This window comes from Variovorax sp. SRS16 (assembly GCF_901827165.1).
In the GTDB taxonomy this organism is placed as follows: Bacteria; Pseudomonadota; Gammaproteobacteria; order Burkholderiales; family Burkholderiaceae_C; genus Variovorax.
Window position 1 is genome coordinate 5075062 of sequence record NZ_LR594666.1, and the last position, 16135, is coordinate 5091196.

The window sequence follows — 16135 nt, forward strand, 5'->3', positions numbered from 1 at the left end:
TGAAGATATGCAGTACCAAAGCAATCGCATAGTGCCGCGAGGGGCATGAGATTCGGTGACTTTTTTCTGAAAGTGAGGCAGCGCAGCGCCGTCGAGGCATTGCCTTGGTCGAGATCGAAAGGTCTCTGGCGCCACGGTGAGCCTGCAAACTACCGCAAGCCAATCGTGATGCAGCAAAGCAAGACGGGCTACGTGACTGAGCCGGTCGACTTCGCTGCCGAGCCGTACGCCGCCTTAAAGCCTCGATCTCGCGCGATGAATGCTGCAAGCATGTGCGGAATCAGCGCCGCCGCATCCACCGGCCCATGCAGCCGGCTATGAGCCTCGGCGTACGCATCGAGCAGCGCTTTCAGTTCGCCCGATACGGCGATCGTCAGCTTCACCTTCTCCGCGCGGGGCAGCGCGCCCAAGCTCAATCGCCCAGTGTTCTTGCTCATTGCGAAGACCCCCTCTGAAAAAACAGTGGCTGGTACGGCCGTAGGATGAGGTCCTTGTTCACCATCACCCGCACCGGAAACCCCGGCCGGATGGTCAGCGTGGGTTGAGTACTCATGCTGCGCTTGGTGAGTTCCTGCCCGACTTGATTCACCGAGTCCTGTGCGCCCTCGCGTGTGGCAACGACGATCCGATTGCCGTCGGTGCGGTTCTCCGGTGCGGCCAGTTCCGCACCGACGCCCAGCAAGGTCGACAAAGCCGCTCCGGCAAGAATGCGATCCCAATGCCAATCGACGCCATCCTCCAGGCCGGCATAGCCAGCAGGATCGATCCCTGGCAACCGGTCCAGCGACACCGAGGACGTGTCAGGCAGGACCAGGCGTGACCAAACCAGCAGCACGCGCCGCTGCCCGAACGAAACCTGGCTGTCATAGCGACCAATCAGCCGCGAGCCCTGCGGGATCAACAGGTAGCGCCCCGTGGCCGTGTCATAGACCGCCTCAGTCACGTTGGCGATGACCTGCCCCGGCAAATCGGAGTTGATCCCCGTCACCAGCGCAGCCGGGATGATGGTCCCAGCCATGACCTGATACGGCGAGGCCGGCAACTGCAAGCTGCCCGGATTGCGCGTGGTCGCCTCGCCGGCCTTTGCGACGAATGCTTCCTTCTGATCCTGACGGTTCTGCGCGGCCGTAGGATCCACTGGCTGGGGTGATGCCGATGCCATCGGATTGAAGGACTGATTGCTCGTGGCCGATGTCGGAGAATCGACAGCCGATGCCGCAGCCGCGGCGGCCTTCGCGCCGCCACTGGCGCCGCTGCTGCGAAAGAAAACCGAGGACCGCGCCGCCTCTTCGGCGGCAAGCCGCTCGGCCTGTGCCGGGTCAATGCCACCGGCCGGAACGCGAGTTTCCATCGGCTGCTGCGCCTTCACGATGGCTGGCCCCAGGTCGCCCGGCAGCGGCTCACCCAGCATCGGCACGGCGGACTTGGCCGCGGGCAGCAGCTTCGAATAGTCCTTCGGCAACTGGTCCAGGCCGTCAGCGCGCGAGACACGGTCCACGTTGTAAAGCTCGTTGGCTGGACTACGTTCTCGTTTGGTCGACTGCAGCGACCACAGGGTTCCTCCGAGTACAGCGGCAGCCAGCGTACCGGCGCCGACAGCGAGCATGCGCCGGTTGAGCCGCGTGACCGGGCGCGGCGAAGCACGCAAGGCCATGGACTCCGGATCAACCTTCGGCACCGTGCGTGGGATCTCATCCGGCATCTCAGCGGTACTCATGCTCAGTTCCTTTGCGACGTGGCCACACCATCCGTGCGATCGATGCGAACTGCCTGCGCCTTGTCACCACCGAGTCGCAGCTCGGCGGTGCCAAACAGCCGGTCCACCACGTAGTAAGGCGAGCGGAAGCGGTAGTTCACCAATTGCCCATCACCCAGCGGCCCGATCACGAACAGCGGCGGCAACTCGCCCTGCGCAATACCGCTCGGGAACTGGATGTAGACCCGCTCGCCATCGTCGAACGCGCGCAGAGGCTTCCAGGGCGGGTTGTCGCCCGTGATCGCGTAGCGAAACCTGAGCTTTTCCAGCGTCATGCCGGTTTCAATCGGCGTGCTGGCCTGGGCCTGCTGCGCCTGCTTCTGCAGTGCGACCATCCCGTCCTTCGCATAGTCCCAGGACACCGAAGCCATCCACGCCTGCGGCGTCGAGGACAGTTCCAGCAGGTAGGTACGACGGTTGGTCGTGATGACCAGATTGGTTTTCAGGGCCACGCGCGTGGGCTTCACGAGGATGTTCACGCGCAAAGTCGCGCCGCTGCCGCTGGCTGTGTCGCCCACGATCCAGCGCACCGTGTCGCCGGCCGAGACGGTGACCAGTTCCTCGCCTGCCTGCAAGACGATGACCGTCACGCGGCCCGGACTCGTGTAGACCTGATACAGCGCACCATCCGTATACGGCCAGACCTGGATCGCGTTGATGTAGCCCTCACGTGTCGGCGCGATGCGCGCCTCTTCGTTGGCCTGCGAGACGCGGACCTTCTCGTCGACAGGCTCAGGCGCCGGCTTCGCTTCCGGCTCTTTCGGAAGCGCTTTCAACTGCTCGGGCAGCGGCAACGGCTTCGGAACTTCTACAACCTCGACGGGCTTGATCGGCTCCGGCAATGGTTGAGCTGCCCCGGCAACCGGCTCGTCCAGCTTGATCGTCGGTGGCGGCTTGCGCTGCGTCGCGCAGCCAGCGACGACTCCCAATGTGGCCAACAGAACCAACGGCAATACGGAGACGGACTTACGGAATCGTGCATTCATGGCTTTGCTCCTTTCTTCATATCGGTCGCTTCGAGTTCACGGCTCCAGGACAAACCGTTGACGTAGATGCCCAGCGGGTTCTTGCGCAACCGTTCCTCGGTGCGCGGCGCCTGCAGCACGATGGCCAGCACCGCGGTCCAGCGCTCAAGCCCATCCGCTTCGCCGTTGGCATAGCGCCGCTCCGTCCAGCGCACCTGGAATGAGGAATCGCTGGCGCGCACCACACTGTTGATCTGTACCGCCACTGAGTTCTGTCCGATGCGCGAGAAAGGGTCGTTGGCGCGTGCGTAGTCGTTGAGAGTCGCCGCACCCCGGTCAGTCGTGTAGTCGTAGGCTTCGAGCCAGTTCTGCCGCACCACGATCGGATCGATGGAGAGAGACCTCACATCCGTGACGAAGCGCGCAAGGTGAAACGCGATCTGCGCGTCATTGGGCTTGTAGGGCGTGGCGGCTTCACCGACCGCGCGCACCTGTCCGGCGCTGTCCACCTCCACCACATAGGGCGTCACGATAGACTGTGCCGAACGCCAAACAAGGCCACCGGCCATCAGCAAGGCCAGCGACAGGCAGCCAAAGGCCATCAACCGCCAGTTCTTCGCCTGCACGCGCGCGCTACCGATGCGCTGATCCCAGACCTGCGCAGCAGCCTGGTATGGGGTGACGGGCTCGGGCGTTTCCGAGTACCGCACCTGGGGTCGCTTGAATCGCATGGATGGTTCTCCTCAGGAATTCGAGTCAGGTGTTGGAGTTGTCATGGAGGCTCGGACTGGCGCCGCTGCCGCTGTGATCGCCCGAGCGCAGCGTGTGCGCCGCCGTCGTGGCTGCATGGCCAATGTGCTGTTTGCGGCGCATTTTTTTGGCCCACGCGGGCTCAGGCGCCGAGGCACTCGCTTCGCTCAGATCGGTTGCGAGCTTGCTCGAGGCGGCCGGTGTGATTGCTTCGGACACGAAGTCCGCAACGCGACCCTTGACCGTCTTTGCGCCGGCCGCGACGCGTTGTCCGACGGCGCTCGCGCCGGTCTTCGCGACGTTGGCAAGGCCAGCGCCGGCGGCGCGGACACCGCCACCGCCCGACGCGGCGGCGCCGACCTGGTAGGCAGACTTCGCGCCGCTTGCGACCGCGTTTGTCATGGCACTTGCAGAACGCGCGGCCGCCGCGCCACCGCCAATGGTTGCGCGTGCGGCACCAGGGACTATGCGCGCACCGGCCGCGACGGCTGAACTTCCGGCCGCTCCAACCGTGCCTGCGGCTACGGCAAGTCCTGCTGCGCCGATGGCGGTCCCGGCAACAGCGCCCGCGCCGAGCTGCGGCGCGCCCGATACGAGCCCGGTCGCGATGCCCGGCCCGAAGATGCCCAGACCCAGCATCGCGAGCGCGGCAAGCATGATGACCAGCGCGTGATCGATCGACGGCTCTGCCCCGGCCGGTGTCTGGAACTCCGCGAACAAACCCGTTCCGATGCCCACGATCACCGCCTGCACCAGCACCTTGATCCCGGAAGAGACGACATTGCCTAGCACCCGCTCAGCCAGGAACGCTGTCTTGTTCCAGAGCGCAAACGGCACCAGCACGAAGCCCGCGAGCGTCGTCAACTTGAACTCGAGCAGCGTGACGAAGATTTGCACCGAAAGCACGAAGAAACTCACGATCAGCACCAGCCAGGCCACGAACAGCACGGCAACGGTGTCCAGGTTGGCGAACACCTCCGGGAAGCCTGTCATGTCGCTGATCTGCACCATGATCGGCCGGCCCGCGTCGATACCGACCTTGGCAAGTTGCCCCGGCTGCAGCAGCTGGGCCTGCGTCATGCCCGAGCCCGAGGCCATCAGTCCCAGGCCCGCGAAGGACCGGAACACGATCCCCGCCAGGTGATTGAAGTTGCCGATGATGAAGGCGAAGGCGCCCACGTACAGCACCTTCTTCACCAGCTTGCCGATCACGTCCTCGCCGGCCATGGCCCAGAAGAGACCCGCCAGCGTCATGTCGATCGCGATCAGCGTCGCGGTGAGGAAAGCCACCTCGCCGTGCAGCAGCCCGAAGCCCGAGTCGATGTAGCGCGAGAAGACATCGAGGAAGCGGTCGATGACCGCGACGTCGTCCATGACCTCAGTTCGCCACCGGCGAAGAGGCCGTTGCGGCGGTTGCAGTGGGCGCAGACGCAGCGTTGCGCGTGTACGGCGTCCCGCTGCCCATGAAGCGCTGTCGCGTCGCCTCGGCTACCGCACTGCACTGGGCGTCGCCCACCTTCTCATGGTCAGCCTTGCACTGCGCGCGCAGCTCCTTCAGGCGCTCGGGATGGGCGACCAGCGATTCGACTGACTCGATGGCGGACCCGGAAGGTCCGGGCTTGCCGCAGGCCGACAGAAAGAGCACCACGGCAAGGATCAAGAGCTTCTTCACGGGATGTCCCTCACTGGCTGTAGAAATTGACCGTATAGGGCGTGTACGGCGTGCCGCCGCCCTGGAAACGCCGGCGCACCTCGCGGGCGCGTTCCTGCACCGCGACCTGGCGTGCCTGCTCCAGCGCGGCGGCGCGGTCCTGCGTGATCTGGAGCTGCTGCGCCTGCATGGCCTGGCGGGACTGCAACGCCAGCAGCTGGTTCGTTGCCTGCGTGGCCTGCAAGGCCCCGACGGCCGACTGGCTGCGGCCCACCATGTCGGTCAGCGTCTGTTCGTCCGACGCGAAGTTCTGCACCGCCTGCGATTGAACCTGGGTTGCGGTGCGAAGCGCCTCGAGCGAGTTCTGCCAGCGCTGGCGCGCATCGGCCGCCATCTGGCTGCCCGAGACGGAGGCTGAGTACGCCTGCGGATAGAGGCGCTTGAAATCGCTCTCCATCTGCGTGACGTTGAAAGCTAGTCCCTGCGCCTGCTTGATCAGCTGATCGGTAGCGGCAAGCGCCGACCGCAATTCGGCCAAGGCGCTGAAGTCCAGCCCCGTGAGGTTCCTGGCCTGGTTCATCAGCGACTGCGCCTGGTTCTGCAGCTGCTTGACCTGGTTGTTGATCTGCTCCAGCGTGTTGGCCGCCGTCATGATGTTCTGGACCAGGTTGGTCGGATCGACGACGACCCACTGCGCATGTGCGGCGGGCGCAAGCGCCATGAGGCAAGCCACCGAGGCGGCAATCAGGGTTTTCTTCATGGTGCGTTCTCCTGAAGCGATGGGGATGAGGGGAATGAGGGGAAGGAAGGGATGAGGTCGGCGGCCCAGTCCAGGCCGCGATGGCGCAGCCAGGCGGTCGCAAAGCCCGATGGCACAAGCGAGGTCGGCAGCGCGTCGCAAACCTTGTCGATCTGGCGCTGGTCCTCCGGCGTGGACGCCCCCGCGAAAGCCAGCGCGACCGGCCCAAGCCCAAGGTCGAAGACACGGTTGCCAAGGCGCGACTGGTAGTAGTAGTCCCGCTTGGGCTGCGCCTGCCCAACGATGTCGATCTGCCGGCTGTTGAGTCCGAAGCCCTCGTAGATGACGCGGATCTGCGGCTCGGTCGCCTGCGGGTTCGGCAGGAAGATCCGGCTCGCACAGCTCTCCACGATCGCTGGCGCAATCGTGGAGTCCTTGATGTCCGCGAGCGACTGGGTGGCGAAGATGACAGAAACGTTCTTCTTGCGCAGCGTCTTGAGCCATTGCCGGATCCGAGAGGCAAACACCGGGTCGTCGAGGAAGAGCCACGCCTCGTCGAGGATGAGCAAGGTCGGCGCACCGTCGAAGCGCTCATCGAAGCGCGCGAAGAGATAGCCGAGCACGGCCAGCACCGCCGCCTTGCTGTGCATCAGCTCTTCCATCTCGAAGCCCTGCACGGATGCGGAGCCGAGCCTGTCGGTATCGGCATCGAGCAACCTGCCGTGCGCGCCGCCAAGCACATAGGGCTGCAGGGCCTGGCGCAGCGCATTCGACTGCAGCAGCACGGACAAGCCCGTCATGGTCCGCTGCTCGACAGGGGCAGTGGCCAGGCTGTTCAGCGCCGACCAGACAGTCTCTTTCTCCGGCGGGCCGACGGCCACGCCTTCGTGCACCAGGCGACCTTCGACCCATTCGGCGGCCCACGTGCGATAGGCATCCTGGTCGATGCGCGCCAAAGGCTGGAAGGCGATGCTTCCGTCCGAACCGAGGTCGTAGTGCTCGCCGCCAAGCCCGAGTATGGTTGCCCGCATCGAGCGCCCCATGTCGAACGCGAAGATGCGCGAGCTGGCATAGCGTCGGAACTGCATCGCGAGGATCGCCAACAGCACCGACTTGCCCATGCCGGTCGGGCCGACCACCAGCGTGTGGCCCACGTCGCCGATGTGGGTCACCAGCCGGAACGGCGTGGCGCCATCGGTGCGCGTCACGATCAGCGGCGGCCCGTCGAGATGGTCATTGCGCTCGGGGCCCGCCCACACGGCCGACACCGGCATCATGTGCGCGAGGTTCAGAGTCGAGACAATGGGCTGGCGCACGTTCGCATAGGCATGGCCCGGGATCGACGACAGCCAGGCATCTACCGCGTTGAGCGTCTCGGGGATCGTCACGAAGCCGCGCCCCTGGATCGTTCGCTCCACCGCACGCAGCTTCTCGTCGGCGGCGGTCGCGTCGACATCCAGGACCGTCACGGTCGCAGTCACGTAGCCGAAGGAGACGTTGTCGCTGCCGAGTTCCTGCAGCGCGGCATCCGCATCAGCCGCCTTGTTCGAGGCATCCGAATCGACCAGCGGGCTCTCCTGCTGGAAGATGGTCTCGCGCAGCAGCGCGACGATGTTCTTGCGCTTGGCAAACCACTGGCGGCGAAGCCGAACCAGTTCGCGCTCGGCTTCGGCCTTGTCCAGACAGAGAAAACGCGTGCTCCAGCGGTAGGCGAACCCGAGACGGTTCAGGTCATCGAGCAGGCCCGGCCAGGTCGAGGTCGGAAAGCCCCGCACCGACAGCACGCGCAGATGATGCACGCCGAGCATGGGCGCAAGCCCTCCGATCAGCGGTTCGTCGGCCAACAGCGCGTCGAGGTGCATGGGCACCTCGGGCACGGCGACCGCATGTCGGCGCATGGACACGCAGCTGTGCAGATAGGTCAGCGTCTGCCCGTCACCCAGCCAACGGATCTCGGGCATCACGCCGTCGACCAGCCCGAAGAAGCGTTCGGACTCGGACACGAAGGCTTCGAGCCGCCCTCTCCAATCCGACCCGTCCGTGCCTTCGGTGGAATTGTTCTCGTACAGCAGCCCGGCGGCGCGGGCCTTCGACTCCTCGGGCGGCAGGTACAGCAGCGTCAGGTGGTACGCGCTCTCGAAGTGACTGGCGTCTTCCTCGAAGACAGCGCGCCGCTCCTCGTCGACCAGCCAGGACAACGGCTCCGGGAACGTCGACTCCGGATAGCCGGCCGCCTCACGCCGCTCGGCCTCCACGAAGAATGCCCAGCCGGAGCCAAGGCGTCGCAGCGCGTTGTTGAGGCGCGCCGAGGTGGCGACGAATTCACCCTGCGTCGCACTGTCCAGGTCCGGCCCACGAAAGCGAGCGGTGCGCTGGAACGATCCGTCTTTGTTGAGAACGACGCCGGGCGCAATCAGCCCGGCCCAGGGGAGCCAGTCGGCCAACAGCGCGGGACGCCTGCGGTATTCGGCGAGGTTCATCATGGCGTGTCGTTAATATCGACCTCACACATCCAGCAGGGTGCGGTGCTTGATATGTCGTGCGAAGACCTGCATGAATTGCGGATCCAAACCCGCACCCCACACCGCCAGCAAGTGCCCGACGATCCAGAGCGCGATGCCGGGCAACCAGAGCTGCAGCCCAAGGCCGACCGCTGCCGCCAGCGTGCTATTCGCAATCGCCACGGTGCGCGGCGCGCCGCCGAGCAGGATCGGCTCAGTCAGCGACCGGTGCAGCGGGATCTCGAAGCCGGGAGCGAAGCCCGGCGAAGAACTCGCCGAGAAGGCGGTCGGCGCATTCATGCCGCCACCGCGCCGCCCGCGAAGCTGAAGAAGGTCAGGAAGAACGAAGAAGCGGCGAAGGCGATCGAGAGGCCGAAGACGATCTGGATCAGCCTGCGGAAGCCGCCACTGGTATCGCCGAACGCCAACGTCAGCCCCGTCACGATGATGATGATCACCGCGACAATCTTGGACACCGGTCCCTGGATCGAGTCGAGGATCGATTGCAGCGGTGCCTCCCAGGGCATGTTCGAGCCGGCCGCATGCGCGGGCAGCGCGACGGCCAGCAGCAACGCCGCCCAGACATCCGACCGCAAGGCGCGTCGCAGATACGGTTTTACGGAAGTACGCGATTGCGTCATGACGACTCTCCGGGGGTTGAGGACATAGGTGGGAAGGACGGCCCGAGCTCGGTGTCGAGCCGATAGCCCTGGCCGTCAAAGCCGGTGACACGCACGATCTCGCGCACACGGCGCGCTCGGCCGCGGCCGGCGATGAAGACGATGACATTGACTGCCTCGGCGATGAGGGCGCGCGGGACGGTCACGGAGACTTCCTGGACCAGTTGCTCCAGCCGAGTGAGCGCGCCGTGCGCCGAGCCGGCATGCACGGTCGCGATGCCACCGGGGTGTCCGGTCCCCCAGGCCTTGAGCAGGTCGAGCGCTTCGGCGCCGCGCACTTCGCCCACGACGATGCGGTCCGGCCGCAGCCGCAAGGTCGCGCGCACGAGGTCGGCCATGGTGCTGACACCCGGCTCGGTACGCATCCCCACGTGATCGTCGCTGCGGCATTGCAACTCCACCGTGTCTTCGAGAATCAACACGCGGTCACGGGTCTCGGCAATCTCATCGAGCAACGCGTTCGCCAGGGTCGTCTTGCCCGTGCTGGTGCCACCGGCCACGACGATGTTCAGCCGCTCGCGCACGGCGGAACGAAGAAAGCTGGCTTGTGCCTCGGTCATGATGCCATCGGCCACGTAGTGCACGAGCGTCATGATGCGAAGCGCCCGCTTGCGGATCGCGAACGAGGGTGCCCGCACCACCGGCGGCAGCACGCCCAGAAAACGCTCGCCGGTCTCGGGCAGCTCGGCCGACAGGATCGGCAGGCCCGCATTCACCTCGGCACGCACATGCGCGGCCACCAGCCGGATGATCCGTTCGGCCACCTGCGGTGGCAGCGACGCGCCGGTGGGCGCGCGTCCGGTGCCCAGCCGGTCCACCCACAGCGATCCGTCAGGGTTGAGCATCACTTCCACGATCTCCGGGTCCGCGAGCGCCGCAGCGATCTCCGGCCCCATGGCCGTGCGCAGCATGCGGATGCGCCGCGCCAGTGATGCGTCCGCGGAGGTCCCGTCTCCGGACGTCGATTCAGGCGTTGGATTCACGGTCGATTCCCTGTGTTTCGGTCGCATGCGCCGCATACGCGGCAGGTTCAACAGACGCGCCGGGCGCGAGGTCTTCATGGACTTCGCGCACCAAGCCGCGTCCGCGCTGGATGTGGCGAGCGAGCTGTTCAATGAACTGGACGTAGCGGGCATGGCCTTGCGCGCGTGCGGCCTTTTGATGCCCTTCGGGTACGGGCAGCGAGACCGTGAGGAAGTAACGCACGTACAGCGCCAGCGTCTCGATCAGCACATTCTGGTCGCGCTCCAGGCGGTCGAACTGGCGAGAGAGGCGGTCCAGGCGCTTGGCGATGGCTGCCTCGCGCTGATCCTCGCCATCGGGCGACAGAAACGAGGCCAGCGCGGTGGCGATGACTGCCGACTTCGAGACGCCCTTGTGCACCGCGATCTGGTCCAGGCGCTTCGCGTGGTCGGGCTCGATGAAGATGTTCAGGCGAGTGCGGGGATGATTGAGGCTCATAGCGCAATCCCGTCGTCAGGGTCCAGGGCCGCGAAGCGCGCGGTGCGGGTCAGTTGCCGATCCACCTGGCGGTCCAGATCGCGCGGCGACACCGGTGTGTCGTACTCGTCGCGTTCGTCGTCCAGCATCAGCAAGTCATCTGCCTCGGGTTCGTGCATCGCTTCGCCTGCGACGTCCAACTCGGGCTTGAGCTGGTGACCGCCCTCATCGGCGAAGGCGCCCACATTGGCAGCAGCCGATGTCCCGGGCACGGCCAGCGGGGCCAGCCCGCTCCAATCGTCTTGACGCACCGCTGGCCGATCCGCGTAGACGCTCGAAGCGAGCACGGGTGGTGGCAGCACACGTCGCATGAAATTGCGATCCTGGTAATAGCGCAGCTTCCGCGCCCTGATCGGTGGATGGCCCGATACCATCACCACTTCATCGTCGGACGGCAGCTGCATGACTTCGCCCGGTGTGAGCAGCGGCCGTGCTGTCTCCTGGCGGGACACCATCAGGTGCCCGAGCCAGGGCGCGAGACGATGGCCCGCGTAGTTGCGCTGCGCGCGCAGCTCGGTGGCCGTGCCAAGCGCCTCCGAGATGCGCTTGGCCGTGCGCTCGTCGTTGGTCGCGAACGCGATGCGCACGTGGCAGTTGTCGAGGATCGAATGGTTCTGGCCGTAGGCCTTGTCGATCTGGTTCAGCGACTGCGTGATCAGGAAAGCGCGCAGGCCGTAGCCGGCCATGAAGGCCAGGGCCGACTCGAAGAAGTCCAGCCGGCCGAGCGCCGGGAACTCGTCGAGCATCAAGAGCAGCTTGTGGCGGCGGGCGATGCCGTCCGAGCCATCGAGCGATTCGGTCAGGCGCCGGCCGACCTGGTTGAGGATCAAACGAATCAGCGGCTTGGTGCGGCTGATGTCCGAGGGTGGAACGACCAGGTATAGGGAGACAGGATGGTCGGCCGAGATCAAGTCGGCGATGCGCCAGTCGCAGCGCGAGGTGACTTCGGCCACCGTGGGATCCCGGTAGAGACCGAGGAAGCTCATCGCCGTGGAGAGCACGCCTGAGCGCTCGTTGTCGCTCTTGTTGAGCACCTCGCGAGCGGCGGACGCCACCACGGGATGGGTTGCCTCGCCCTTGTCGCTCGCGAGGTGTAGCGTCGTCATCATCCGGTGCAGCGTGATTTCGAACGGGCAGGCCGGGTCGGACAGGAAGTTGGCGACACCACGCAATGTCTTGTCCTCTCCTGCGTAGAGCACATGCAGGATCGCGCCGACCAACAAGGCGTGGCTGGTCTTCTCCCAGTGGTTGCGCCTCTCCAGCGCGCCTTCGGGATCGACCAGGATGTCCGCGATGTTCTGTACGTCACGCACCTCGTGCATGCCGCGTCTCACTTCGAGCAGCGGGTTGTACGCGGCCGACTTCGCATCGGTTGGGTTGAACAGCAGACAGTGCGAGAAGCGCGAGCGCCAGCCGGCCGTGAGCTGCCAGTTCTCGCCCTTGATGTCGTGAATGACCGCCGAGCCTGGCCAGGACAGTAACGTGGGCACTACCAGCCCAACGCCCTTGCCCGAACGGGTGGGCGCGAAAGCCATCACGTGTTCGGGGCCCTCGTGACGCAGGTAGTTGACATCCTTGTCTGCCGTCTCGCCGAGGAACACGCCGGCCGGCTTCGTCAGCCCGGCCTTGTCGATCTCTTCGCGCTCGGCCCAGCGGGCAGAGCCGTAGGTCGTGACGCGTTTCGCGAGACGCGAGCGCCACACCGCCATACCGATGGCCGCCCCAGCGGCAAGCATCCCTCCGGATGCCGAAATGGCGCCGCCGCGAACAAACACGTCCGGCGCATAGGCGTCATAGAAATACCACCACTCGAACAGCTTCCAGGGTTCGTAGACGGGAACACCCGACAAGTTGAACCATGCCTCGCCCAAGCGTGTCTGATGGCCCAGCGCGTGGGCCGTCCACTGTGTGGCCGCCCAAACGCCGCCCCCGGCCAGGCCCAGCACCACGAAGATCTGTCCGAACAGAATGCCTGTGGGCATCGCCCACCCCCTTTTGCCGTCTTGGTTACGTCCTTGTTTGCGCGCTGGTTCCAGCACGCGGGTGCCGCAGCGGCACCGCGTGCCTGAGTCTGGAATCGAGTCGCCGCGATGAACACCCAGCGGGGCGTGGCGCGGCGTACGCTGGCGGATACGTGAAGACGTAGGTGGCCGGCCCGGATCAGCGTGGCCTGCAGGCCGTGGAGTTCACAGCATCGCAAGGGACACACGGCGTGTCCAACGCCGATGGCGCGGCGCATCGCCGCAATGCAGCCGGGGCTTGTAACGATCAGTGCGAGGTCTTGGCGTGCGTCAGAAAGCGCTGCAGCTCGTCCGTCAACCCGGAGCGCTGGTGCTTGTGCAGCACGCGGGTGACGATGCATTCGTCTTCCCGGATCGGCACAGAAACTACGTCGGTACGGCGCAGCGTGGCGACGTGGCCGGCATCGACCAGACCGACACCCATTCCGGCGGCGATGCGCGTGACATAGCCCGCGAGGCTGCAGGCCTCGCCCGTGATCGTGGGTTGCGGCCTGTAGCGCCGCACGATGGCTCGCATCTGCTGCACTAAACCCGGTTGACGGTCTGCCTGGCAGGAGATCAGCGGAAAGGCCAACAGGTCGGCCAGGGCGAGCGTCTCGAATGCGGCCAGCTCGTGCCCGAGCGGCAGCAGCGCCATCAGCGGGTAGCTCCAGGCCGGCTCCTGGGCAATGGCTTCGTCATCCGGCAGGCCGAAAGAGATGCCGGCATCGATCTCTTCGCGCCGCAGCGCCGCGGCCAATTCGCCGGCGGTCATGTCCGAAAGTTCGAGGGGTGTCTCGGGTGTCAGCGTCTGCCAGCCGGCGAAGCATTCGGACAGCTTGGGCTGGGCGATGCCATCTGCCACGCCGATACGCAGCGGCGCGCGGTAGCGGGCATCGGTCGCACGCACGACGCGTCGCGTTCGTTCCAGCCGGAGGAAGAGCTTGCGAGCTTCCTTGAGCAGGCGTGCACCGGCGGGCGTAAGGCGTAGCTTGCGCGGCATGCGCACGAACAGCAGCACGCCCAGTTGGTCTTCCAGATCGCGGATGGTGCGCGACAGGGGTGTCTGATCGATGTGGATGCGCTCGGCGGCGCGGCGAAAGCTCAGTTCCTCGGCAACGGCAATGAAGTGACGCAGATGCCGCAGCTCAATCATCGTCGCGCGTCACCAGTGAGCAAGCAGGAAAGTGCGCAGCGGCGGGTTATTGATATCGGCACCAGCTCACGGCGGGGCGCCGGCTCAGCAAATGCGCCCCAGGAACTGGACGCTGCGCTCGCTCGCCTGCGGCCCAAAAAAATGCGCCGGCGTGGTGTCTTCAACGATGTGGCCGCCTTCCATGAAAACGATGCGGTCGGCCACTTCCTGCGCGAAACGCGTTTCGTGGGTGACCACCAGCATGGTCATGCCCTTGCCGGCAAGATCGCGCATGACCTTCAGCACTTCGCCGCGCAGCTCGGGGTCGAGCGCCGACGTAGGCTCGTCGAACAGGATCACTTCCGGATCCATCGCCAGGGCGCGCGCGATCGCCACGCGCTGCTTTTGCCCGCCCGACAGGCGGCCGGGGTATTCGCCGGCCTTCTCCAGGAGGCCGACCTGCGCGAGCAGTTCCCGCCCGCGCACGTTGGCCAACGCGCGCTTAACGCCGCGCACCGACACCAGCCCTTCGACAACGTTGTCCAGCGCCGTCATGTGGCCGAAGAGGTTGAACGACTGGAACACCATCGCTGTCTTCTTGCGGATCTCCGTGATCCGGCCCCGCTCGGCCCGGCCGGGCTTCGCCCCCGCGTCGGACACCTCGATGCCGCACACCGACACGCTGCCGCGATCGGGCAGCTCAAGGAAGTTCAGCGAACGGATGAACGTCGTCTTGCCGGAGCCTGACGGGCCCATGATGACCACCACTTCGCCCTGCGAGACGGTGAGGTCGATGTTGCGCAGGACATGGTTGTCGCCGAAGCTCTTGGCGAGACCACGCACCCGCACGGTCGTGTTGGTTTGTCCGTTCATTGGTAACGCCTCGAAAGCCGGCCTTCCAGCCCGGTTTGCAGGATGGTGAGGATCTGGTTGATGACCCAGTAAATGGCGCCGACAATGAGGAACATCTCCATATACCGAAAGGTGGTGGCGCCGATCTGATCGGCCACACGGGTGAGCTCGACCACGGTGACGGTGGAAGCCAGCGAGGTGTCCTTCATCAGCGCGATCAGGCGGCTGCCTACGGGCGGCAGCGCGATGCGGAAGGCCTGCGGCAGCACCACGCGGAACAGCGTTTTCCAGTAGCCCATGCCCATGGACCACGCCGCCTCCCACTGGCCTTTGTCGACGGCCACGATCCCGGACCGGAAGTTCTCGCTCAGGTAGGCAGCCGCGAACAGGCTGAGCGCCAGCAGCGCGGCCGGGATGGGGCCGATCACGATGCCGTAGGCGGGCAGGCCGAAATAGATCAGCAAGATTTGAATCAGCAGCGGCGTGCCGCGGAAGACGGACACGTAGGCGAAGGCGAACCACCGCAGCGGCGTGAAAGGCGAAATTCTTGCCAGCGCGATCAGCAGCCCGAGTGCGCAGCCAAGAAAGAAAGCCGACAGGCCCAGCCCGAGGGTGACGAGGACAGCCTTCTCCAGCAGCGGCAAGGCCCTGAGGAACAGTTCATACATGTGTTCTTCTCCTTTGCCCATTCATTGCGGCGCCGGGACCGCATCGCAGCGCAGCCGTCGAGTGCCGCGCCCCGGTCAGCGCTAAGCGCTTCTGGGACTTCAAAGCCCTATTGCTTCTGTGCGTTGGCGATCTCCGCCGACATGTCGTAGCTGACACCGACCCAGCGCCGGGACAAGCGGTCGATGGTGCCGTCGGCCCGCATGTCAGCGATGGCTTTGTTGACGGCCTGCATCAGTGCCGGCTGGTTTCTCGGCATGGCCGCAGCCGAGAGCTGGTAGGTCAGAATAGGGCCGACTTCTTTGATCGGCAGTTTGTTCACTGTGGCGTATTTCATTCCACCAAAGTGCGAACTGATGGTGGCGTCGATGCGACCAATGGCCAAGTCGTTAAACACCAATCCACTGTGATCATAGGTGACGATCTCGGAGTCCTTCAGGTTGGCGCGCGACCACGACTCGTTGCTGGTGCCCGTGGAGACGCCAATGCGCTTGCCCTTGAGATCAGGCTTATCTTTGATGTCGTTGTTGACGGCCCGCACGAAGATGCGGAAGTCCTCCACACCGTAAGGCGAGCTGAAGTCGACCTCCTTCGCGCGCTCCACCGTCGGTGTCAGGTCGTTCATGACCAAGTCGTACTTGTCGGCCTTCAAGCCCTCTATGAAATTCTTCAACAGATCAGCAATGAATTCGACGCGGGCCACGCCGATGCGCTTTGCTACCTCCTTGGCCACCTCCACGTCATAGCCCGAAGGTTGGTTCTTGTCGTCGAGCAAGCTCCAGGGCGGACTGCTCTGGGTATTGGCGATGCGGATCACGCCCGCCGCTCGTGTGGTGGCAAGGATGTCCTTGCTCTGGGCCCATGTCAGGCTGCCGCTGCACAGCGCGCTCACAACGAAGGTCGAGAGTATGGCGTACCGACTCAGGGATAGGGTATTCAT

Annotated in this window: 17 protein-coding genes; all 17 read right to left on the reverse strand. The window is 65.3% G+C overall.

Going from position 1 to position 16135, the window contains the following annotated elements:
- Nucleotides 1-188: 188 nt before the first annotated feature.
- Nucleotides 189-437: a DUF2274 domain-containing protein gene (locus E5P2_RS24520; RefSeq protein ID WP_162569716.1), complete on the reverse strand. Its 249-nt coding sequence runs from the start codon at nucleotides 435-437 to the stop codon at nucleotides 189-191.
- Entirely contained in the window at nucleotides 434-1717 is a 1284-nt protein-coding gene (locus E5P2_RS24525; RefSeq protein WP_162569717.1) for a TrbI/VirB10 family protein, read from the reverse strand. Before E5P2_RS24525 ends, E5P2_RS24520 begins: the two co-directional genes overlap by 4 nt.
- Before the next feature lie 2 nt (nucleotides 1718-1719).
- Nucleotides 1720-2742: a P-type conjugative transfer protein TrbG gene (gene trbG, locus E5P2_RS24530; protein ID WP_162569718.1), complete on the reverse strand. Its 1023-nt coding sequence runs from the start codon at nucleotides 2740-2742 to the stop codon at nucleotides 1720-1722.
- Nucleotides 2739-3452 (reverse strand): conjugal transfer protein TrbF, encoded by a 714-nt coding sequence (trbF, locus tag E5P2_RS24535; protein WP_162569719.1) that lies wholly within the window; start codon nucleotides 3450-3452, stop codon nucleotides 2739-2741. Before trbF ends, trbG begins: the two co-directional genes overlap by 4 nt.
- Nucleotides 3453-3477: 25 nt before the next feature.
- The gene (trbL, locus tag E5P2_RS24540) at nucleotides 3478-4845 is read right to left on the reverse strand and encodes a P-type conjugative transfer protein TrbL (protein ID WP_162569720.1); all 1368 of its coding nucleotides are present in this window, start codon (nucleotides 4843-4845) and stop codon (nucleotides 3478-3480) included.
- 4 nt (nucleotides 4846-4849) lie between these two features.
- Complete coding sequence (locus tag E5P2_RS24545) at nucleotides 4850-5143, reverse strand: EexN family lipoprotein (RefSeq protein ID WP_162569721.1); 294 nt, start codon at nucleotides 5141-5143, stop codon at nucleotides 4850-4852.
- Between the two features lie 10 nt (nucleotides 5144-5153).
- Nucleotides 5154-5882 (reverse strand): P-type conjugative transfer protein TrbJ, encoded by a 729-nt coding sequence (gene trbJ / locus E5P2_RS24550; RefSeq protein ID WP_162569722.1) that lies wholly within the window; start codon nucleotides 5880-5882, stop codon nucleotides 5154-5156.
- The gene (gene trbE / locus E5P2_RS24555; RefSeq protein WP_162569723.1) at nucleotides 5879-8344 is read right to left on the reverse strand and encodes a conjugal transfer protein TrbE; all 2466 of its coding nucleotides are present in this window, start codon (nucleotides 8342-8344) and stop codon (nucleotides 5879-5881) included. The genes trbJ and trbE overlap by 4 nt, the downstream gene beginning before the upstream one ends.
- Nucleotides 8345-8365: 21 nt before the next feature.
- Nucleotides 8366-8662 (reverse strand): VirB3 family type IV secretion system protein, encoded by a 297-nt coding sequence (locus E5P2_RS24560; RefSeq protein WP_162569724.1) that lies wholly within the window; start codon nucleotides 8660-8662, stop codon nucleotides 8366-8368.
- On the reverse strand, nucleotides 8659-9003 hold the full coding sequence (locus E5P2_RS24565) for a TrbC/VirB2 family protein (protein WP_162569725.1): 345 nt from the start codon (nucleotides 9001-9003) through the stop codon (nucleotides 8659-8661). The genes E5P2_RS24560 and E5P2_RS24565 overlap by 4 nt, the downstream gene beginning before the upstream one ends.
- Nucleotides 9000-10025 carry a P-type conjugative transfer ATPase TrbB gene (trbB, locus tag E5P2_RS24570; RefSeq protein WP_162570650.1) on the reverse strand — a complete coding sequence of 342 codons (1026 nt, stop codon included), beginning with the start codon at nucleotides 10023-10025 and terminating at the stop codon, nucleotides 9000-9002. The genes E5P2_RS24565 and trbB overlap by 4 nt, the downstream gene beginning before the upstream one ends.
- The gene (locus E5P2_RS24575; RefSeq protein WP_162569726.1) at nucleotides 10009-10503 is read right to left on the reverse strand and encodes a CopG family transcriptional regulator; all 495 of its coding nucleotides are present in this window, start codon (nucleotides 10501-10503) and stop codon (nucleotides 10009-10011) included. Before E5P2_RS24575 ends, trbB begins: the two co-directional genes overlap by 17 nt.
- Nucleotides 10500-12524, reverse strand: a complete 2025-nt coding sequence (locus E5P2_RS24580; protein WP_162570651.1) for a conjugal transfer protein TraG — start codon at nucleotides 12522-12524, stop codon at nucleotides 10500-10502. The genes E5P2_RS24575 and E5P2_RS24580 overlap by 4 nt, the downstream gene beginning before the upstream one ends.
- Nucleotides 12525-12810: 286 nt before the next feature.
- Nucleotides 12811-13698, reverse strand: a complete 888-nt coding sequence (locus E5P2_RS24585; protein ID WP_162569727.1) for a LysR family transcriptional regulator — start codon at nucleotides 13696-13698, stop codon at nucleotides 12811-12813.
- A gap of 84 nt (nucleotides 13699-13782) precedes the next feature.
- A complete protein-coding gene (locus E5P2_RS24590) occupies nucleotides 13783-14550 on the reverse strand; it encodes an amino acid ABC transporter ATP-binding protein (protein ID WP_162569728.1) in 768 nt (255 codons plus the stop codon).
- Nucleotides 14547-15197: an amino acid ABC transporter permease gene (locus tag E5P2_RS24595; protein WP_162569729.1), complete on the reverse strand. Its 651-nt coding sequence runs from the start codon at nucleotides 15195-15197 to the stop codon at nucleotides 14547-14549. The genes E5P2_RS24590 and E5P2_RS24595 overlap by 4 nt, the downstream gene beginning before the upstream one ends.
- Nucleotides 15198-15304: 107 nt before the next feature.
- The gene (locus E5P2_RS24600) at nucleotides 15305-16135 is read right to left on the reverse strand and encodes a transporter substrate-binding domain-containing protein (protein WP_162569730.1); all 831 of its coding nucleotides are present in this window, start codon (nucleotides 16133-16135) and stop codon (nucleotides 15305-15307) included.